Here is a 16,084-nt window from a genome sequence, read left to right on the forward strand (position 1 = left end):
GACACCCTCCACGACTTATCCCATCACTATACGCGCGCCCGCGGCGAGCCGGCGCGCGCAGAATGATCAGCGCTTGTCTTCGACCTTCCATTTGCCGCCATCGTAGAAGGCGCGCCAGCCGGTGGGCTTGCCCTCGACCTCGGACTGCACGTACTGCTCCTTGGTCTTGCGGCTGTAACGGATCACCGCCGGGCGGCCTTCCGGATCCTTCTGCGGCGCCTCCAGCAGGAAGTGATACTTGGGGTCGATCTCGTCCTTGTGCGGAAGCAGTTCCAGCACCAGCGGCGCGCGGGTCTCGCGGTTCTTCGGGAACTGGCTGGCGGCGAGGAACAGTCCGGAAGCGCCGTCGCGCAGCACGTAGGTGTCGTTGACCTTCTCGCACTTGAGCTCCGGCATCTTCACCGCATCCATCTTCGGCGGCGCCGGCTCGCCGCTCTTGAGCAGCTTGCGGGTGTTCTTGCATTCGCCGTTGGTGCAGCCGAAGAACTTGCCGAAACGCCCGGTCTTGAGCTGCATCTGGCTGCCGCACTTGTCGCACTCCAGGCTCGGCCCCTCGTAGCCCTTGATGCGGTACTGGCCCTGTTCGACCTCATAGCCGGAGCAGTCCGGGTTATTGCCGCAGACGTGCAGCTTGCGCGTCTCGTCCAGCAGGTAGGCATCCATGGCGGTGCCGCATTTCTGGCAGCGATGCTTGCCGAGCAGCACCCGCGACTCGGATTCGCCCTCGTCGTCCGCGGCGATCTCGTCGCCCGGGATCAGGTTGAGGGTCGACTTGCAACGCTCCTTCGGCGGCAGGCTGTAGCCGGAGCAGCCGAGGAACACGCCGGTGGAGGCGGTCCGGATCATCATCGGCCTGCCGCATTCGCGGCAGGGAATGTCGGTCGGGGTCGGCAGGTTGGCGCGCATGCCGCTGTCGCTGGCCTCGGCCACCTCCAGCTTGCCCTTGAAGTCGCCGTAGAACTCGTCGAGCAGGTGCTTCCACTCGCGCTCGCCCTGGGCGACATCGTCCAGATGCTCCTCCATGCCGGCGGTGAAGCCGTAGTCCATCAGGTTGGCGAAGCTCTCGGACAGGCGCTCGGTGACGATCTCGCCCATCTTTTCCGAGTAGAAGCGACGGTTGTGCAGGGCGACGTAGCCACGGTCCTGGATGGTCGAGATGATCGCCGCGTAGGTCGAAGGCCGGCCGATGCCGCGCTTCTCCATCTCCTTGACCAGGCTGGCCTCGGAATAGCGCGCCGGCGGCTTGGTGAAATGCTGGCTGGGGTCGAGTTTGAGCAGCTCGAGCAGCTCGCCCTGACTCATCTCGGGCAGCACGTCGTCCTCGCCCGGCTTGCTCTGCTGCGGCAGCGCCCGGGTATAGCCGTCGAACTTGAGGATACGGCCCTTGGCACGCAGCTCGAACTGGGCCGCGGTCACGGTGACCGTGGTCGACAGGTACTCGGCCGGCGGCATCTGGCAGGCGACGAACTGGCGCCAGATCAACTCGTAGAGGCGCTCGGCATCGCGCTCCATGCCGGACAACTGGGTCGGCTTGAGGTTGACGTCGGAGGGGCGGATCGCCTCGTGGGCCTCCTGGGCGCCCTCCTTGCTGCTGTAGACATTGGCCTTGGCCGGCAGGTACTTGGTGCCGTACTCGTTCTCGATGAAATCACGGACCATGCTCACGGCGTCCGCCGAGAGGTTGGTCGAGTCGGTACGCATATAGGTGATGTAGCCGGCCTCGTAGAGGCGCTGGGCCATCATCATGGTCTTCTTCACGCCGAAGCCCAGGCGGTTGCTCGCGGCCTGCTGCAGGGTGGAGGTGATGAAGGGCGCCGAAGGCTTGCTGCTGGTCGGCTTGTCTTCGCGCTTGGCGATGCTGTAGCTGGACGCCTTGAGCGTCGCCAGGGCGGCCATGGCCTGAGCTTCGTTCAGCGGCTTGAAGGCGGCGCCGTTCTCCCGCGCCACCTCGAAGCGCACGGTCGCGCCCTTGGCGGTGCCGAGGTCGGCGTGCACTTCCCAGTACTCTTCCGGGACGAAGGCACGGATTTCCTTCTCGCGCTCGACCACCAGCTTCACCGCCACCGACTGCACGCGCCCGGCGGACAGGCCGCGGGCGATCTTCGCCCACAGCAGCGGCGAGACCATGTAGCCCACCACGCGATCGAGGAAACGTCGCGCCTGCTGGGCATTGACCCTGTTGATGTCGAGCTCGCCCGGTTCGGCGAAAGCCTCCTGGATCGCCTTCTTGGTGATCTCGTTGAACACCACGCGCTTGTAGCGGCTGTCGTCGCCGCCGATGGACTCGCGCAGGTGCCAGGCGATGGCTTCCCCCTCGCGATCCAAGTCGGTCGCGAGATAGATGGTGTCGGCTTCCTTGGCCAAGCGGCGCAGTTCCTCGACCACCTTTTCCTTGCCGGGGAGGATCTCGTACTTGGCCTTCCAGCCCTGCTCCGGATCGACCCCCATGCGGGAGAACAGCTGACGCTTGGCCTTTTCCTTGGGCGACAGGGCCGGCGCCTCGCCGGCCGCGGCCTTGCCGCGCTTGGCCGGCTCCTTGGCGGCGCTCGCCGAGCCACTGGTAGGCAGGTCACGGATGTGGCCGATGCTCGACTTCACCACGTACTGGCTGCCCAGGTACTTGTTGATGGTCTTGGCCTTGGCCGGGGATTCCACGATGACCAGCGATTTACCCATGGATCAGAAAATTCCTGAATGCAAAATAATGAAGGGCGACCGGCGCCCGACGCGGCACCGCTATATATAGTGGCGCCAAAGGTGAGGTCAAGCGAAGGCGTGACCCGCGAGCCGCTCAGTCCCCGCCGATTACCGGCGTCTCGGCCCGTATCAGGGCAAAGCGCGGCAGCGTTTTGCCCTCGACCACAACCTCCTCGCAGAACATCTCCAGCGGTCGCACCCACAGCCCGTAATCGCCGTACAGCGCCTGGTAGACCACCATCTGCTGTTCGCTCTCGGAGTGTCGGGCGACACCGAATACCCGGTACTCGGGCCCCTTGTAGTGACGATAAAGACCGGGTTGTAGCTGCATCGCAGAATTCCTTGAAAAAACTTATCGCCGACAAACAAAAACCGGGGCACTGGGCCCCGGTTTCGTACCGTGCAACGCTTAGACGCGTTCGAAGACGGTGGTGATGCCCTGGCCGAGGCCCACGCACATGGTGGACACGCCGAAGGTACCACCGTTCTGCTTCATGACGTTGAGCAGGGTACCGGAGATACGGGCACCGGAACAACCGAAGGGGTGGCCCAGGGCGATGGCGCCACCGTGCAGGTTGACCTTCTCCTCCATCTTGTCGAGCAGCTTGAGGTCCTTGAGCACCGGCAGGGCCTGGGCGGCGAAGGCCTCGTTGAGCTCGACGAAGTCGATGTCGGCCATGCTCAGGCCGGCGCGCTTGAGCGCCTTCTGCGTGGACGGCACCGGACCGTAGCCCATGATCGCCGGATCGACGCCGGCCACGGCCATGGCACGCACCACCGCCATCGGCTGGATCCCCAGATCCTGGGCGCGCTGGGCGCTCATGACGATCATGCAGGAGGCGCCATCGGTGATCTGCGAGGAGGTACCCGCGGTGACGGTACCGCCCTTGGGGTTGAACGCCGGCTTCAGGGCCGCCAGGCTCTCCAGGGTGGTCTCCGGACGAATGGTTTCGTCGTAGTCGAACACCTTGAGGAAGCCGTTCTCGTCGTAGCCCTGCAGCGGGATGATCTCATCCTTGAACTTGCCCTCGACGGTGGCCTTGTGCGCCAGGCGGTGCGAACGCTCGCCGAAGGCGTCCTGCTGCTCGCGGCCGATGCCGTGCATCTTGCCGAGCATTTCCGCGGTCAGGCCCATCATGCCCGACGCCTTGGCGGCGTACAGCGACAGGTGCGGGTTCGGGTCGACGCCGTGCATCATGCCGACGTGGCCCATGTGCTCGACGCCGCCGACGACGAAGACGTCGCCGTTGCCGGTCTGGATCGCCTGCACGGCGGTGTGCAGGGCGCTCATGGACGAACCGCACAGACGGCTGACGGTCTGCCCGGCGCTGGTGTGCGGGATCTGGGTCATCAGCGACGCCATGCGCGCGATGTTCCAGCCCTGCTCCAGGGTCTGGTTGACGCAGCCCCAGATCACGTCTTCCACCTCGGCCGGGTCGACCTTGGCGTTGCGCTCCAGCAGCTTGCTGATCAGCTGCGCCGACATGGTCTCGGCACGGGTGTTGCGGTGCATGCCGCCCTTGGAACGACCCATCGGGGTACGACCGAAGTCGACGATCACTGCATCTCTAGGATTCAGGCTCATAAATTCACTCTCGCTCTAGTCGTTGCGCGCTTAACCGAAGAACTTCTGGCCATTGGCGGCCATTTCGCGAAGCTTGGCGGTCGGCTGGTACAGCGCGCCCAGGTCGGCGTACTTGTCGGCCAGGGCCACGAATTCGGCGACTCCGACGCTGTCGATGTAGCGCAGCGCGCCCCCGCGGAAGGGCGGGAAGCCGATGCCGTAGATCAGGCCCATGTCGGCCTCGGCGGCGGTCTCGACGATGCCGTCCTCCAGGCAGCGCACGGTTTCCATGCACAGCGGGATCATCATGAAGTTGATGATGTCCTCATCGGTCACTTCACGCTGCTCGCGGACGATGGACTTGAGCAGCTCGTAGGCCTGCGGGTCGATGACCTTCTTCGGCTTGCCGCGCTTGTCGGTCTCGTAGGCATAGAAGCCCTTGCCGTTCTTCTGGCCCAGACGATCCGCTTCGTACATCACATCAACCGCGGTGCGACCTTCGACCGCCATGCGATCCGGGAAGCCTTCGGCCATGACGTCGCGACCATGGTGACCGGTGTCGATACCGACCACGTCGGACAGATAAGCCGGGCCCATTGGCCAGCCGAATTTCTCCATGACTTTATCGATGCGCTGGAAGTCGACACCGAGCTCAAGCAACTTGGAGAAGCCACCGAAGTACGGGAACAGCACGCGGTTGACCAGGAAGCCCGGGCAGTCGTTGACCACGACCGGGGTCTTGCCCATCTTCTTGGCGTAGGCCACGGTGGTGGCCACTGCCACTTCGCTGGACTTCTCCCCGCGGATGACTTCGACCAGCGGCATCATGTGCACCGGGTTGAAGAAGTGCATGCCGACGAAGTTTTCCGGACGCTTGAGCGCCTTGGCCAGCAGGCTGATGGAGATGGTCGAGGTGTTGGAGGCGAGGATCGCGCTCTCGCCGACGGCCGCTTCCACTTCGGCCAGCACGGCCTGCTTGACCTTGGGGTTCTCGACCACGGCCTCGACGACGATGTCGACGTTGCCGAAATCGCCATAGGACATGGTCGGACGGATGGCGTTGAGCGCCTCGGCCATCTTCGCCGGCGTCAGGCGGCCCTTCTCGACGCGCTTGCCGAGCAGCTTGGAGGCCTCGTTGAGGCCCATCTGGATACCCTCTTCGCGGATATCCTTCATCAGGATCGGCGTGCCCTTGACCGCCGACTGGTAGGCGATGCCGCCACCCATGATGCCGGCGCCGAGTACGGCCGCCAGTTTCACGTCCCGGGCGATCTCGTCGTGGTGCTTGGCCTTCTTCTTCAGCTCCTGATCATTGAGGAACAGGCCGATCAGGCTCTCGGCCACTGAGGTCTTGGCCAGCTTGACGAAGCCGGCGGCTTCGACTTCCAGCGCCTTGTCGCGACCGAAGTTGGCGGCCTTCTGGATGGTCTTGATGGCCTCGACCGGCGCCGGGTAGTTCGGGCCGGCCTGGCCTGCGACGAAACCCTTGGCGGTCTCGAAGCACATCATCTGCTCGATGGCGTTGAGCTTGAGCTTGTCCAGCTTCGGCTGGCGCTTGGCCTTGTGGTCCAGCTCGCCGGCAATGGCGCGCTTGACCAGGTCCAGGGCTGCTGCCTGGAGCTTGTCGGCGCCGACCACGACATCGACGGCACCCACTTTCAGGGCGTCGTCCGCGCGATTTTCCTTGCCGGCGGCGATCCACTCCACCGCGTTGTCGGTACCGATCAGGCGCGGCAGGCGCACGGTGCCGCCGAAGCCGGGGTAGATGCCCAGCTTGACTTCCGGCAGGCCCACCTTGGCGCTGTCGGCCATGACCCGGTAATCCGCGGCCAGGCACATCTCGAAACCGCCACCCAGGGCGATGCCGTTGATGACCGCGACGGTCGGCACGCCGAGGTCTTCGAAATCACTGAAGATCTTGTTGGCTTCCAGGTTGCCCGCCACCAGCTCCTCGTCAGGCAGCTTGAAGTTGTCGACGAATTCGGTGATATCGGCGCCGACGATGAACACGTCCTTGCCACTGGTGACAATCACGCCCTTGATCGAGTCATCGGCCTTGATCGCATCAACCGACTGACGCAGTTCGTTCAGGGTTAGGCGGTTGAACTTGTTGACGGATTCACCCTTGAGGTCGAATTTCAGTTCGACGATGCCACTCTCAAGAGCCGTAACCGTGATGGCTTTACCTTCGTAAATCATCAACTGATCTCCACGGTATGGAAGCTGAACAGTACACATCGGAGCCAACCAGTGGGCTTGTCCCACGGCACTGCCGTCGAGAATAGCCCCAAGCCGCCTGGCACACCCGCCGACGCGATATTCGGACTGTAAAGGCGCCGCCGCTTCAGGCAAACGCTCAATTCATACGCCCGTTTGATTTGGGTGTGCACACCATCGGGGAAAAGCCGCGAATTGTCAATCGGCCGAGCGCTTCCCGCCCTCCGCGAGCCCCGGCCTGGAGCGCCGCTGGGCCGAAGAGCCCGCGCCAGACGGAGCAGAACGGCCGATCAGCGGTGTCGATCCCCCGTCATTCGCCGGAGCCTCGCATCGGCGAATGTGAAGCAGCGCATGCCTGGAAAAATAAAATATCTCCGGGTACAGTCGTCCCACTACGCCCCGGCATGACTGGCGCGTAACCACAACAAAAACAAAATACCCCCAGAGGGGCACACGGAGTTCCCATGTCGAGCCGACTGCTTGCCATTTCCCTGAGCACCCTGCTCGCCACCGGCCTGACGCTGTTCAGCAGCGCCAGCCAGGCCGCCGACGCCGCCAGCAACCTGCTCGCCCTGCACCAGCTGCGCCTGGCCGCGCAGAAGAGTCTGGGCGATTTCTACATGTACAACGCCATGGAGGGCGATCAGCGTTACGCGCGGCTGATCGACCAGTCCCAGACCCAGGCCAGTCAACACCTGCAGGCCCTCGCCGAGATGCCGGGAGAGGGCTCGCGCGTCCTGCTTGCCCAACTCGACGAACAGTGGCGAGACTACCGGAGCGCGCTCGACAGGCTGATCAAGGCCTTGAAACAGCAGGGATACACCGACCTGCAGCCGGTAGCCGATCTGGGCGCCAGCAACCAGCAACTGCTGGCCCTGAGCAACGCGCTCTACAGCAAGATCGAACAGGAAAGCCAGTTCAAGGTAGCGCCCCTGACCCAGCAGAGCCGCGATCAGAGCCTGCTGATGCAGGCCATCGCGGTGGACTACGCCGCACGCAACGCTTCGGTGGGGGCTACGTTCATGGGCGGCGGCGAGGTCCGCCCTATCGAGGAAATGGTCGACCAGTTCGCCGCGGGCCTGGCGAACCTGCAGCAAGCCACGCGAAACGACACACAGCTCAAACAGACCTTGAGCACCGTCGGCACCAAGTGGCGCTACATCGAGAAATCGTTGATGAACTATAACGAGAACAGCGTGCCCTTCCTCGTCAACAAGTACTCGGACAGCATCATCGAGGGGCTCGAGCGCGTCTCCGCCCAGTATGCGGCCACCCGCTCGTAAGCCCGGCCCCCTCGGCGTGCCGCATACAAGCTTTCCGGCCTGCCTGGCCAACCCTGCGGCCCGGCGCTTGCGTCGGGCCCTTCTTTATCCCCTAGGCGCGCGCCCGCAGGAAGTCGTTGACTCTCTGCAGCGCGTCGTCCTGCCCACGCTCGCCCCAGCACAGCGCCACCATCTGCGGCGAGGCTTCGACCTTGAACACATCGGCAGGCAGCTGCGCCAGCTGCTCGACCAGGGACGCCTCGGCGCAGGGCTCGCGCCATTGGTTCAGCCATCGCCCCGGCTCCGCCTGCCAGTAGCACCAGCTGTCCGCATGCCCGCGGCGGCGCCCCAGGTGGTACTGGGCGCAGGCGCCCGGAGGCTGCTCGGCCAACCAGTGCGGCCACTCCTGGCGCGACAACTGCATCGCCAGCCCCAGGCGCCGCGCCTGCAGACGCACGTCCATCTGCCCACGCTGACGCCGCGACGGAATCAGCCAGCTCAGCGGGCTGAGCACGCAAGCCAGAAGCAACAGTGCTATCCACAGGGTCATCGGATTGTTCTCGCAGGCAAAAGCCTGTCGCCAGCCGTCAATACAGTCATACTTACTCTCAACGCTTGTCCATTCGAGGAGTCACCCCATGCCCTACCAGCACATCCTGGTTGCCGTCGACCTGACCGAGGAATGCGACCCGGTCATGCAGCGTGCGCAGAAACTGGCCGCCAGCAGCCACGCCAAGCTGTCCGTGGTGCACGTCGTCGAGCCCATGGCCATGGCCTTTGGCGGTGACGTGCCGATGGACCTGTCGATGCTGCAACAGCAGCAGTTCGACCAGGCCCGCGAGCGCCTGGACAGCTTCGCCGGGAAATACCCGAAACTGAGCGCCGACCAACGCCACCTGGCCTATGGTCAACCGCGCCAGGAAATTCATCGCCTGGCCGAGGAGCAGGGCTGCGACCTGATCATGGTCGGCAGCCACGGTCGCCACGGCCTGGCCCTGCTGCTGGGTTCGACCGCCAACGACGTGCTGCACGGCGCCCCCTGCGACGTCCTGGCCGTGCGTCTGAACAAGCCCGAATAAGCCTCCGCTCGGCGAGTGGCGCGCCTGCGCCATTCGCCGCCCCGTCACTCGAAGCCTTCACCGGAACTCATCACCAGCGGGCGAATCTTCTGCAGCTGGGTCTCCAACGAGTAGGTCATGCTCGAGGCCATCGAGAAGAAGGTCAGGAACGCCTTCAGATTCGAGTCGCCCTCGCAGGTATCGTGGATGCGCTGCCAGAACGCCTGATTGACCAGCTGCAGCTGCTGGAACATCCGCACCAGCCCCTTCAGCTCCCAATCCGCATGGCGCCCTTCGCGGTGATTGAAATACTGGCGCGCCAGATACAGCGAGAAGGTCCGCAGGATGAACTCCTGATTGCTGGCGAACGGCAGATGGTTCTGCGCCATCGGCCGCAGCTTGCCCAGCACCGGGCAGGCACTGGTCGCCATGATGACCCCGAGAAGCGCCCGCAAGCCCTCCTCCAGACCGACCTGCTTGGTGTACTCGCGCTCCGGGGTGCGCACCCAGACCACGGCCTTCTTGAAGGCCGGCAGGCCCTGAAAGTCCTCGATCACCCGGTGCAGGTCGACAGCCGCCGGGCAATGGCTGAAGCTGTTGCGACTCAGCGGGCAGTTGCTGCACTGCTGATACCCCAGCCGGGTCCACTTCGGCGCGGCCTGGGCCTGCGCCGAGTCATAGGGGCGCTCCAGCTCGATGTGATAGCTGAACTGATGATTGTCGTCGAGAGTGAATCGGTACTCGATGGCCATGCCTTGCTCCGCCAGACGTCCAGGTGTCCTGTTTGAGGGTTTTCGATCGTATTGTCGGCGGTTTTAGCCTTCCAGTTCGGCCCAACGCTCCAAAAGCTGATCCAGTTCATCCTGCAGCGCCTGCAGCTGCGCCAGGACCGCCGCCGTCTCCTGCGCCGGCTGCTGGTAGAAGCCAGGGTCGCCCACGCGCTCCTGCACGGTGGCGATCTGCGTCTCCAGGGCATCGATCTGCCCGGGCAGCGCCTCCAGCTCGCGCTGCAGCTTGTAGCTGAGCTTCTTTTTCCCTGCAGCCGCGGCCGGCTCGGGCACCGCTGCGGGCGCCGCGGCCGCGGCAACCACGGCGGAGGCCAGTTCGGCCTTGCCGCCCTTGCTCTCGCCGACCCCCAGCAGGCGCGCCGAGCCGCCCTGACGCAGCCAGTCCTGATAGCCGCCGACATATTCGCGCACGCGCCCCTCGCCCTCGAACACCAGGGTGCTGGTGACCACGTTATCGAGGAAGGCACGGTCGTGGCTGACCATCAGCACGGTGCCGGGGAAGGTCAGCAGCACCTCCTCGAGCAGCTCCAGGGTTTCCACGTCGAGGTCGTTGGTCGGCTCGTCCAGCACCAGCAGGTTGGCCGGCTTGCTGAACAGCTTGGCCAGCAGCAGGCGGGCCCGCTCGCCACCCGACAGGGCCTTGACCGGGGTCCGTGCGCGCTGGGGGCTGAACAGGAAATCGCCGAGATAGCTCAGCACATGACGGTTCTGCCCGTCGATGCTGATGAAGTCGCGGCCCTCGGCGACGTTGTCGATCACCGTCTTCTCCGGGTCCAGCTGATGGCGCAGCTGGTCGAAATAGGCCACTTCCAACTTGGTGCCGATCTCGATCTTGCCGGCGGTGGGCTGCAGGTCGCCGAGCAACAGCTTGAGCAGGGTGGTCTTGCCGGTGCCGTTGGCGCCGAGCAGGCCGATACGGTCGGAACGCTGCAGGACCATGGAGAAATCATCGATCAGCTTCGGCCCGCCCGGGTGGGCGAAGCCGACCTGCTCGACCACCATCACCTGCTTGCCGGACTTCTCCGCCACGTCCAACTGGATCGTCGCCTTGCCCTGGCGCTCGCGCCGCTCGCTGCGCTCGGCACGCATCGCCTTGAGCGCACGCACGCGCCCCTCGTTGCGGGTGCGCCGCGCCTTGATGCCCTGGCGAATCCACACCTCCTCCTGGGCCAGGCGCTTGTCGAACAGCGCATTGGCGGTCTCTTCGGCCGCCAGCTGCTGCTCCTTGTGCACCAGGAAACTGGCGTAGTCGCCGTTCCAGTCGATCAGGCCGCCGCGATCCAGTTCGAGGATGCGCGTGGCCAGGTTCTGCAGGAAGGCCCGGTCGTGGGTGATGAACAGTACCGCGCCGCCGAAGCCCAACAGCGCCTCTTCCAGCCAGGCGATGGCGCCGATGTCCAGGTGGTTGGTCGGCTCGTCCAGCAGCAGCAGGTCCGGCTCCGAGACCAGCGCCTGGGCCAGCAGCACGCGCCGGCGCCAGCCGCCGGACAGCTCGGCCAGGGTCTTGTCGGCCGGCAGCTGCAGGCGGCTCAGGGTGCTCTCGACCAGTTGCTGCAGGCGCCAGCCGTCGCGCGCCTCGAGGTCCTGCTGGACGTGCATCAGCTTGTCCAGGTCGGCATCGCTGTGGATGTTCTGGCTCAGGTGGTGGTACTCGGCGAGCAAGGCGCCGACCCCATCCAGCCCCTCGGCAACCACATCGAACACCGTGCGTTCGTCGGCGCGCGGCAGCTCCTGCGGCAGCTCGCCGATCTTCAGCCCCGGCGCCCGCCAGATCTCGCCATCGTCGGCCTGCCGGTCGCCCTTGACCAGGCGCAGCAGGCTGGACTTGCCGGTACCGTTGCGGCCGATGATGCACACCCGCTCGCCCCGGGCGATCTGCCAGGACACCTGGTCCAGCAGCGGCATGGCGCCGTAGGCCAGGGAAACATCGGTGAACTTGAGCAGGGTCATGGCACGCCTCGAATACGACAGGCACTGAGGCGGCGGACAAGGTCCGGAAGCATGCATCGACATGCGCCCCGGCTGCCGATTGCCCGCCACGCTCAGCGCAGAAACTGATTCGTCGCAGCCCGAGGGCCGCGACAAAAACTGGGCGCGCATTCTAACCGAGATACGCCCGGGGTTTGCGCCAATTTCATGCAGGCGCCGGGCGGCGCCGCGCTTTCGTCGCCCCCGGGCAAAAGGCTAAGCTAGCGGAACTCCGCCCCGGCCATGCCGGCGCCCACCCAACTGCCTAGCCTGGAAGTGTCATGCGCGGTCGCCTGTTCTCCCTGCTGTCCTGCTTCTGTCTCCTTGCCGCCACGCTCGCCTCGGCCCAGGCCGCCAGCCTGGAGCAGCAGCGCCAGTACTACGACGAGGCCAAGCGGGCCCTGGCCAAGGGCAACAGCGAGCCCTATCGGCGCTACGCCAGCGCCTTGCGCGACTACCCCCTGGAGCCCTACCTGGCCTACGACGAGCTGACCGCCCGTCTGAAATCGGCGAGCAATGACGAGATCGAGAAGTTCCTCGCCGAGCACGGCGACCTGCCCCAGGCCGGCTGGATGAAACTGCGCTGGCTGCGCTGGTTGGCCGAACGCGGCGAATGGCAGCGCTTCGTCAACCACTACGACCCGGCGCTGAACTTCACCGAGCTGGACTGCCTGTACGGCCAGTACCAGCTCGGCCACGGCCTGACCGCCGAGGGCCATGCCACGGCGGAGAAGCTCTGGTTGGTCGGCAAGTCCCAGCCGGAGGCCTGCGATCGCCTGTTCGAGCGTTGGAGCGGCGCCGGCCAGCTCACCGAACAGAAGCGCTGGCAACGGGCCAAGCTGGCCGCCGAAGCCCGCAACTATGGCCTGGCCAAGTACCTGGTCAAGAGCCTGCCGAACCTGGGCAAGCAGGGCCAGCTGCTGATCGAGGTGGCGCAGAAGCCGCAACTGCTCGCCCAGACCGCGCGTTTCGCGCCGGCGGACGCAGCCATGGCCGACGTGGTCGGCCTGGGCCTGCGCCGCCTGGCCCGCCAGGATCCGGAGCAGGCACTGAGGCTGCTCGACGGTTACGCCCAGCGCCTGCACTTCTCCAGCGAGGAGCAGGTCGCCATCGCCCGCGAGATCGGCCTGACCCTGGCCAAGCGCTTCGACGCCCGCGCCCTCGAGGTGATGGCCAAGTACGACCCAGAACTGCGCGACAACACCGTCAGCGAATGGCGCGCGCGCCTGCTGCTGCGTCTCGGTCGCTGGAACGAAGCGCACCGCCTGACCCGGCTGATGCCCGCCGCCCTGGCGCAGACCAGCCGCTGGCGCTACTGGCAGGCGCGCAGCCTGCAACTGGCCCAGCCCAACAATAGCGAGCACCAGGCCCTCTACCAGGGCCTGGCCAAGGAGCGCGACTTCTACGGCTTCATGGCCGCCGACCAGGTCAAGGCGCCTTACCAGCTGAACAACAAGCCCCTGGCGCTGGACCGCAACACACTGCAGAAGGTACGCAACGCCGCCGGCATCCGCCGCGCCCTGGAGTTCCATGCCCGCGGCCAGATCGTCGACGGCCGCCGCGAGTGGTATCACGTCAGTCGCCTGTTCAGCCGCGAGGAGCTGGTCGCCCAGGCCCGCCTGGCCTATGACCTGGGCTGGTATTTCCCGGCCATCCGCACCATCAGCCAGGCCCAGTACTGGGACGACCTCGACGTGCGCTTCCCCATGGCCCACCGCTCGGAGCTGACCCGCGAGGCGAAGAAGCGCGGCATTCACTCCAGCTGGGTGTTCGCCATCACCCGCCAGGAAAGCGCCTTCATGGCCGACGCCCGCTCGCCGGTCGGCGCCATGGGCCTGATGCAGCTGATGCCGGCCACCGCCAAGGAGACCGCGCGGCGCTTCGGCATCCCCCTATCTTCGCCGCAACTGGCCTACCGCCCGGAGGTCAACATCCAGCTGGGCGCCGCCTACCTGAGCCAGATCTACGGCCAGTTCAACGGCAACCGGGTACTCGCCTCCGCCGCCTACAACGCCGGACCCGGCCGCGTGCGCCAGTGGCTGCGCGGCGCCGACCACCTGGCCTACGACGTGTGGATCGAGAACATTCCGTTCGACGAGACGCGGCAATACGTGCAGAACGTGCTGTCCTATGCGGTGATCTACGGGCAGAAGCTCAACGCCCCGCAGCCGCTGATCGGCTGGCACGAACGCTACTTCGACGATCAATGACCGGCTGCGGCGCCTGCCGGTCGCATGCCTACTCGAGGACCTCGACCGGCATGCCCACGGCCAGCTCGCCGCTGCCGCAGGCGATCAGGTTCTGCCCGAAATACACCTCGCCCTCGCGCTGACGATAGCCGCGCAGAGTCGTCAGCGGCTCGCGGTCGACGCTGCGCTCGCCGGTCTGCGGGTCGAGGGTGGTCATGATGCAACGGGAACAGCCCTTGGCCACGCGAAACTCCAGGTCGCCGATGCGGATGCGTTTCCAGCCGTCTTCGGCATAGGGCGGCGCACCCTCGATCACCAGATTGGGGCGAAAGCGCAACATCTCCAGGGGACGGCCGACCCGGACGGACAGGTCGTCCAGCGAGCCCTGACCGATCAGCAGCAGGGGGAAACCGTCGGCAAAGGCCACCTTGTCGCCGACCGCGGCATAGGCGGTGTCGACCTGCCGCGCGCGGGCCTCGCAGACCTGCACCAGACGGCAATCGCGTCCGAGCGCCTGGCTCAGCCAGCGGGCCGCCGCCTCGCCGGCATCCGGCACCCGCAGGCTGTCGCGCCAGATGGTCACCCCGCGCAGCTCGGCCTGCTCGCCGGGCAGCGCGACCAGCAGATCGGCCATGCCCGGCGCGCTCAGGCGCAGTTGCTCGGCATCCTGCCAGCGCGCCCGCAACTGGGTCATCTGCGGCAGCAGGCGCTGAGTCAGGAAGCGCCCGCTGGCCGCATCCACTACCATCCAGCGGCGGTCCCCCGAGAGCCCCAGGGCATCGAGCTGCGCCTCGTCCAGGGACTCGGCGATGGCCGACTTCAGCGGATAACGGTACAACCCCGAGAGACGTAACATGAGCCAGTTTTCCCTTAGGCAAAACGCCCTTATACGAGCAACCCGCCCCGCCCACAAGCCCGGACTGGCCCTCGCGCTGGCCCTGCTGGGCGCCTGCGGCGGCGCGCCGCCGGAGCACCTGGGCGTGCACGCCGGCCGCCTGGCGCCCTGCCCCGACTCGCCCAACTGCGTCAGCAGCCAGGCCCGCGACGAGGCCCACCGGGTTGCGCCGCTGCCGCTGCTGGGGACCCGGCAACAGACCCGCGCACGACTGGTCGCGCTGCTCGGTCGCGAGCCGCGGGCACGGCTGGTGGTGCAGGGCGATGACTATTTGCGTGCGGAATTCAGCAGCCGGCTGCTGCGCTTCGTCGACGACGTGGAGTTTCTCATCGGCGAGCAGGGGGTCGAGGTGCGTTCGGCGTCACGCCTGGGCCACTCGGACTTGGGCGTCAACCGCCAGCGCATCGAACGGCTGCGCCGGCGCCTGGCTCCACAGCCTGCCCCCTAGGCGCTGGCCTCGTCGCGCAGCAGGCGCTCGCGTATCACCTCGACCAGCCGGTCCGGCTGGAACTTGGACAGGAAACCATCGCAACCGACCTTCTTCACCATGGCCTCGTTGAAGCTGCCGGAGAGCGAGGTATGCAGCACCACGTAGAGGTCTTTCAGGCGCGGGTCCTGACGGATCTCGGTGGTCAGACGATAGCCGTCCATCTCCGGCATCTCCGCATCGGTGAAGACCATCAGCAGCTTGTCGCTCACCACCTCCCCGGCATCGGCCCACTGCTTGAGCAGGCGCAGGCCCTTGAGGCCGTCGGTGGCCACGTGCATCTTCATGCCCAGCTGCGACAGGGTATCGCGCAGCTGGGTCAGGGCCACGCTGGAGTCGTCCACCAGCAGCACCTCGCGGCCGCGGGCGCGGGCCAGCAGCGGATCGCTCAGCCGCTCGCTGGAGATCTTGGTGCTGTACGGCACGATCTCGGCCAGCACCTTCTCCACATCGATGATTTCCACCAGCTGATCCTCGATCTTGGTGATCGCGGTCAGGTAGTGCTGGCGCCCGGCCCCGCCCGGCGGCGGCAGTATGGCCTCCCAGTTGAGGTTGAGGATGCGCTCGACGCCACCCACCAGGAAGGCCTGCACCGAGCGGTTGTACTCGGTGACGATGATGGTACTGCGCTCGTCCGGCACCAGCGGACGCATGCCGATGGCCTGGGACAGGTCGATCACCGGCAGGGTCTGGCCGCGCAGGTTGACCACTCCGCAGACACAGCGATGACGCTGCGGAATCAGGGTCAGCCTGGGCAGCTGCAGGACTTCCTGCACCTTGAACACGTTGATCGCGAACAGCTGTCGACCGGCCAGGCGGAACATCAGGATTTCCAGACGGTTCTCGCCCACCAACTGGGTGCGTTGATCGACCGAGTCGAGAATGCCGGCCATTGCGTACTCCTATAGATTGTCGAGCCTAGCTACGGCAGGGCTATCGGCCGGACGCGGCAAAACTGT

Annotated in this window: 13 protein-coding genes; 4 read left to right on the forward strand and 9 right to left on the reverse strand. The window is 65.9% G+C overall.

Annotated elements, in window-relative coordinates; translation table 11 throughout:
- Window positions 1-66: 66 nt before the first annotated feature.
- The 4 genes from topA to fadB form a co-directional block, all read right to left on the reverse strand.
- Window positions 67-2,676, reverse strand: a complete 2,610-nt coding sequence (topA, locus tag I0D00_RS04720) for a type I DNA topoisomerase (RefSeq protein ID WP_213638584.1) — start codon at window positions 2,674-2,676, stop codon at window positions 67-69.
- A gap of 115 nt (window positions 2,677-2,791) precedes the next feature.
- Window positions 2,792-3,028: a DUF1653 domain-containing protein gene (locus I0D00_RS04725; RefSeq protein ID WP_213638585.1), complete on the reverse strand. Its 237-nt coding sequence runs from the start codon at window positions 3,026-3,028 to the stop codon at window positions 2,792-2,794.
- A 78-nt stretch (window positions 3,029-3,106) separates the two neighbouring features.
- Window positions 3,107-4,282, reverse strand: a complete 1,176-nt coding sequence (gene fadA / locus I0D00_RS04730) for an acetyl-CoA C-acyltransferase FadA (RefSeq protein ID WP_213638586.1) — start codon at window positions 4,280-4,282, stop codon at window positions 3,107-3,109.
- A 30-nt stretch (window positions 4,283-4,312) separates the two neighbouring features.
- Window positions 4,313-6,460 carry a fatty acid oxidation complex subunit alpha FadB gene (gene fadB, locus I0D00_RS04735; protein ID WP_213638587.1) on the reverse strand — a complete coding sequence of 716 codons (2,148 nt, stop codon included), beginning with the start codon at window positions 6,458-6,460 and terminating at the stop codon, window positions 4,313-4,315.
- 482 nt (window positions 6,461-6,942) lie between these two features.
- Between fadB and I0D00_RS04740 the strand changes: the two genes are divergently transcribed.
- Window positions 6,943-7,761 (forward strand): hypothetical protein, encoded by an 819-nt coding sequence (locus tag I0D00_RS04740; protein WP_213638588.1) that lies wholly within the window; start codon window positions 6,943-6,945, stop codon window positions 7,759-7,761.
- 91 nt (window positions 7,762-7,852) lie between these two features.
- Here I0D00_RS04740 and I0D00_RS04745 read toward each other — a convergent pair whose 3' ends face one another.
- Complete coding sequence (locus I0D00_RS04745; protein WP_213638589.1) at window positions 7,853-8,290, reverse strand: hypothetical protein; 438 nt, start codon at window positions 8,288-8,290, stop codon at window positions 7,853-7,855.
- A gap of 88 nt (window positions 8,291-8,378) precedes the next feature.
- On the opposite strand from I0D00_RS04745, the gene I0D00_RS04750 reads away from it, so the two are divergent.
- A complete protein-coding gene (locus I0D00_RS04750; protein ID WP_213638590.1) occupies window positions 8,379-8,819 on the forward strand; it encodes a universal stress protein in 441 nt (146 codons plus the stop codon).
- A 44-nt stretch (window positions 8,820-8,863) separates the two neighbouring features.
- Here I0D00_RS04750 and I0D00_RS04755 read toward each other — a convergent pair whose 3' ends face one another.
- Both I0D00_RS04755 and I0D00_RS04760 read right to left on the reverse strand, forming a co-directional pair.
- Window positions 8,864-9,550 (reverse strand): DUF6901 family protein, encoded by a 687-nt coding sequence (locus I0D00_RS04755; protein ID WP_213638591.1) that lies wholly within the window; start codon window positions 9,548-9,550, stop codon window positions 8,864-8,866.
- A gap of 63 nt (window positions 9,551-9,613) precedes the next feature.
- Entirely contained in the window at window positions 9,614-11,536 is a 1,923-nt protein-coding gene (locus I0D00_RS04760; protein ID WP_213638592.1) for an ATP-binding cassette domain-containing protein, read from the reverse strand.
- A 299-nt stretch (window positions 11,537-11,835) separates the two neighbouring features.
- Here I0D00_RS04760 and I0D00_RS04765 point away from each other — a divergent pair, with 299 nt between their 5' ends.
- Window positions 11,836-13,764 (forward strand): transglycosylase SLT domain-containing protein, encoded by a 1,929-nt coding sequence (locus I0D00_RS04765; RefSeq protein WP_213638593.1) that lies wholly within the window; start codon window positions 11,836-11,838, stop codon window positions 13,762-13,764.
- 28 nt (window positions 13,765-13,792) lie between these two features.
- Here the strand turns inward: I0D00_RS04765 and I0D00_RS04770 are convergent, their stop codons facing one another.
- Window positions 13,793-14,599, reverse strand: coding sequence for an MOSC domain-containing protein (locus tag I0D00_RS04770; RefSeq protein ID WP_213638594.1), 807 nt, complete (start codon window positions 14,597-14,599; stop codon window positions 13,793-13,795).
- Here I0D00_RS04770 and I0D00_RS04775 point away from each other — a divergent pair.
- Entirely contained in the window at window positions 14,598-15,086 is a 489-nt protein-coding gene (locus I0D00_RS04775) for a DUF1499 domain-containing protein (RefSeq protein WP_213638595.1), read from the forward strand. The genes I0D00_RS04770 and I0D00_RS04775 overlap by 2 nt on opposite strands.
- Here I0D00_RS04775 and I0D00_RS04780 read toward each other — a convergent pair.
- Window positions 15,083-16,018: a chemotaxis protein CheV gene (locus I0D00_RS04780; protein WP_213638596.1), complete on the reverse strand. Its 936-nt coding sequence runs from the start codon at window positions 16,016-16,018 to the stop codon at window positions 15,083-15,085. The genes I0D00_RS04775 and I0D00_RS04780 overlap by 4 nt on opposite strands.
- Window positions 16,019-16,084: the final 66 nt, after the last annotated feature.

This window comes from Pseudomonas lalucatii, assembly GCF_018398425.1.
GTDB lineage: Bacteria > Pseudomonadota > Gammaproteobacteria > Pseudomonadales > Pseudomonadaceae > Aquipseudomonas > Aquipseudomonas lalucatii.

Coding starts and splice junctions, on each gene's coding strand:
- topA (WP_213638584.1), bottom strand. CDS start 2,676: ATGGGTAAATCGCTGGTCATCGTGGAATCCCCGGCCAAGGCCAAGACC.
- I0D00_RS04725 (WP_213638585.1), bottom strand. CDS start 3,028: ATGCAGCTACAACCCGGTCTTTATCGTCACTACAAGGGGCCCGAGTAC.
- fadA (WP_213638586.1), bottom strand. CDS start 4,282: ATGAGCCTGAATCCTAGAGATGCAGTGATCGTCGACTTCGGTCGTACC.
- fadB (WP_213638587.1), bottom strand. CDS start 6,460: ATGATTTACGAAGGTAAAGCCATCACGGTTACGGCTCTTGAGAGTGGC.
- I0D00_RS04740 (WP_213638588.1), top strand. CDS start 6,943: ATGTCGAGCCGACTGCTTGCCATTTCCCTGAGCACCCTGCTCGCCACC.
- I0D00_RS04745 (WP_213638589.1), bottom strand. CDS start 8,290: ATGACCCTGTGGATAGCACTGTTGCTTCTGGCTTGCGTGCTCAGCCCG.
- I0D00_RS04750 (WP_213638590.1), top strand. CDS start 8,379: ATGCCCTACCAGCACATCCTGGTTGCCGTCGACCTGACCGAGGAATGC.
- I0D00_RS04755 (WP_213638591.1), bottom strand. CDS start 9,550: ATGGCCATCGAGTACCGATTCACTCTCGACGACAATCATCAGTTCAGC.
- I0D00_RS04760 (WP_213638592.1), bottom strand. CDS start 11,536: ATGACCCTGCTCAAGTTCACCGATGTTTCCCTGGCCTACGGCGCCATG.
- I0D00_RS04765 (WP_213638593.1), top strand. CDS start 11,836: ATGCGCGGTCGCCTGTTCTCCCTGCTGTCCTGCTTCTGTCTCCTTGCC.
- I0D00_RS04775 (WP_213638595.1), top strand. CDS start 14,598: ATGAGCCAGTTTTCCCTTAGGCAAAACGCCCTTATACGAGCAACCCGC.
- I0D00_RS04770 (WP_213638594.1), bottom strand. CDS start 14,599: ATGTTACGTCTCTCGGGGTTGTACCGTTATCCGCTGAAGTCGGCCATC.
- I0D00_RS04780 (WP_213638596.1), bottom strand. CDS start 16,018: ATGGCCGGCATTCTCGACTCGGTCGATCAACGCACCCAGTTGGTGGGC.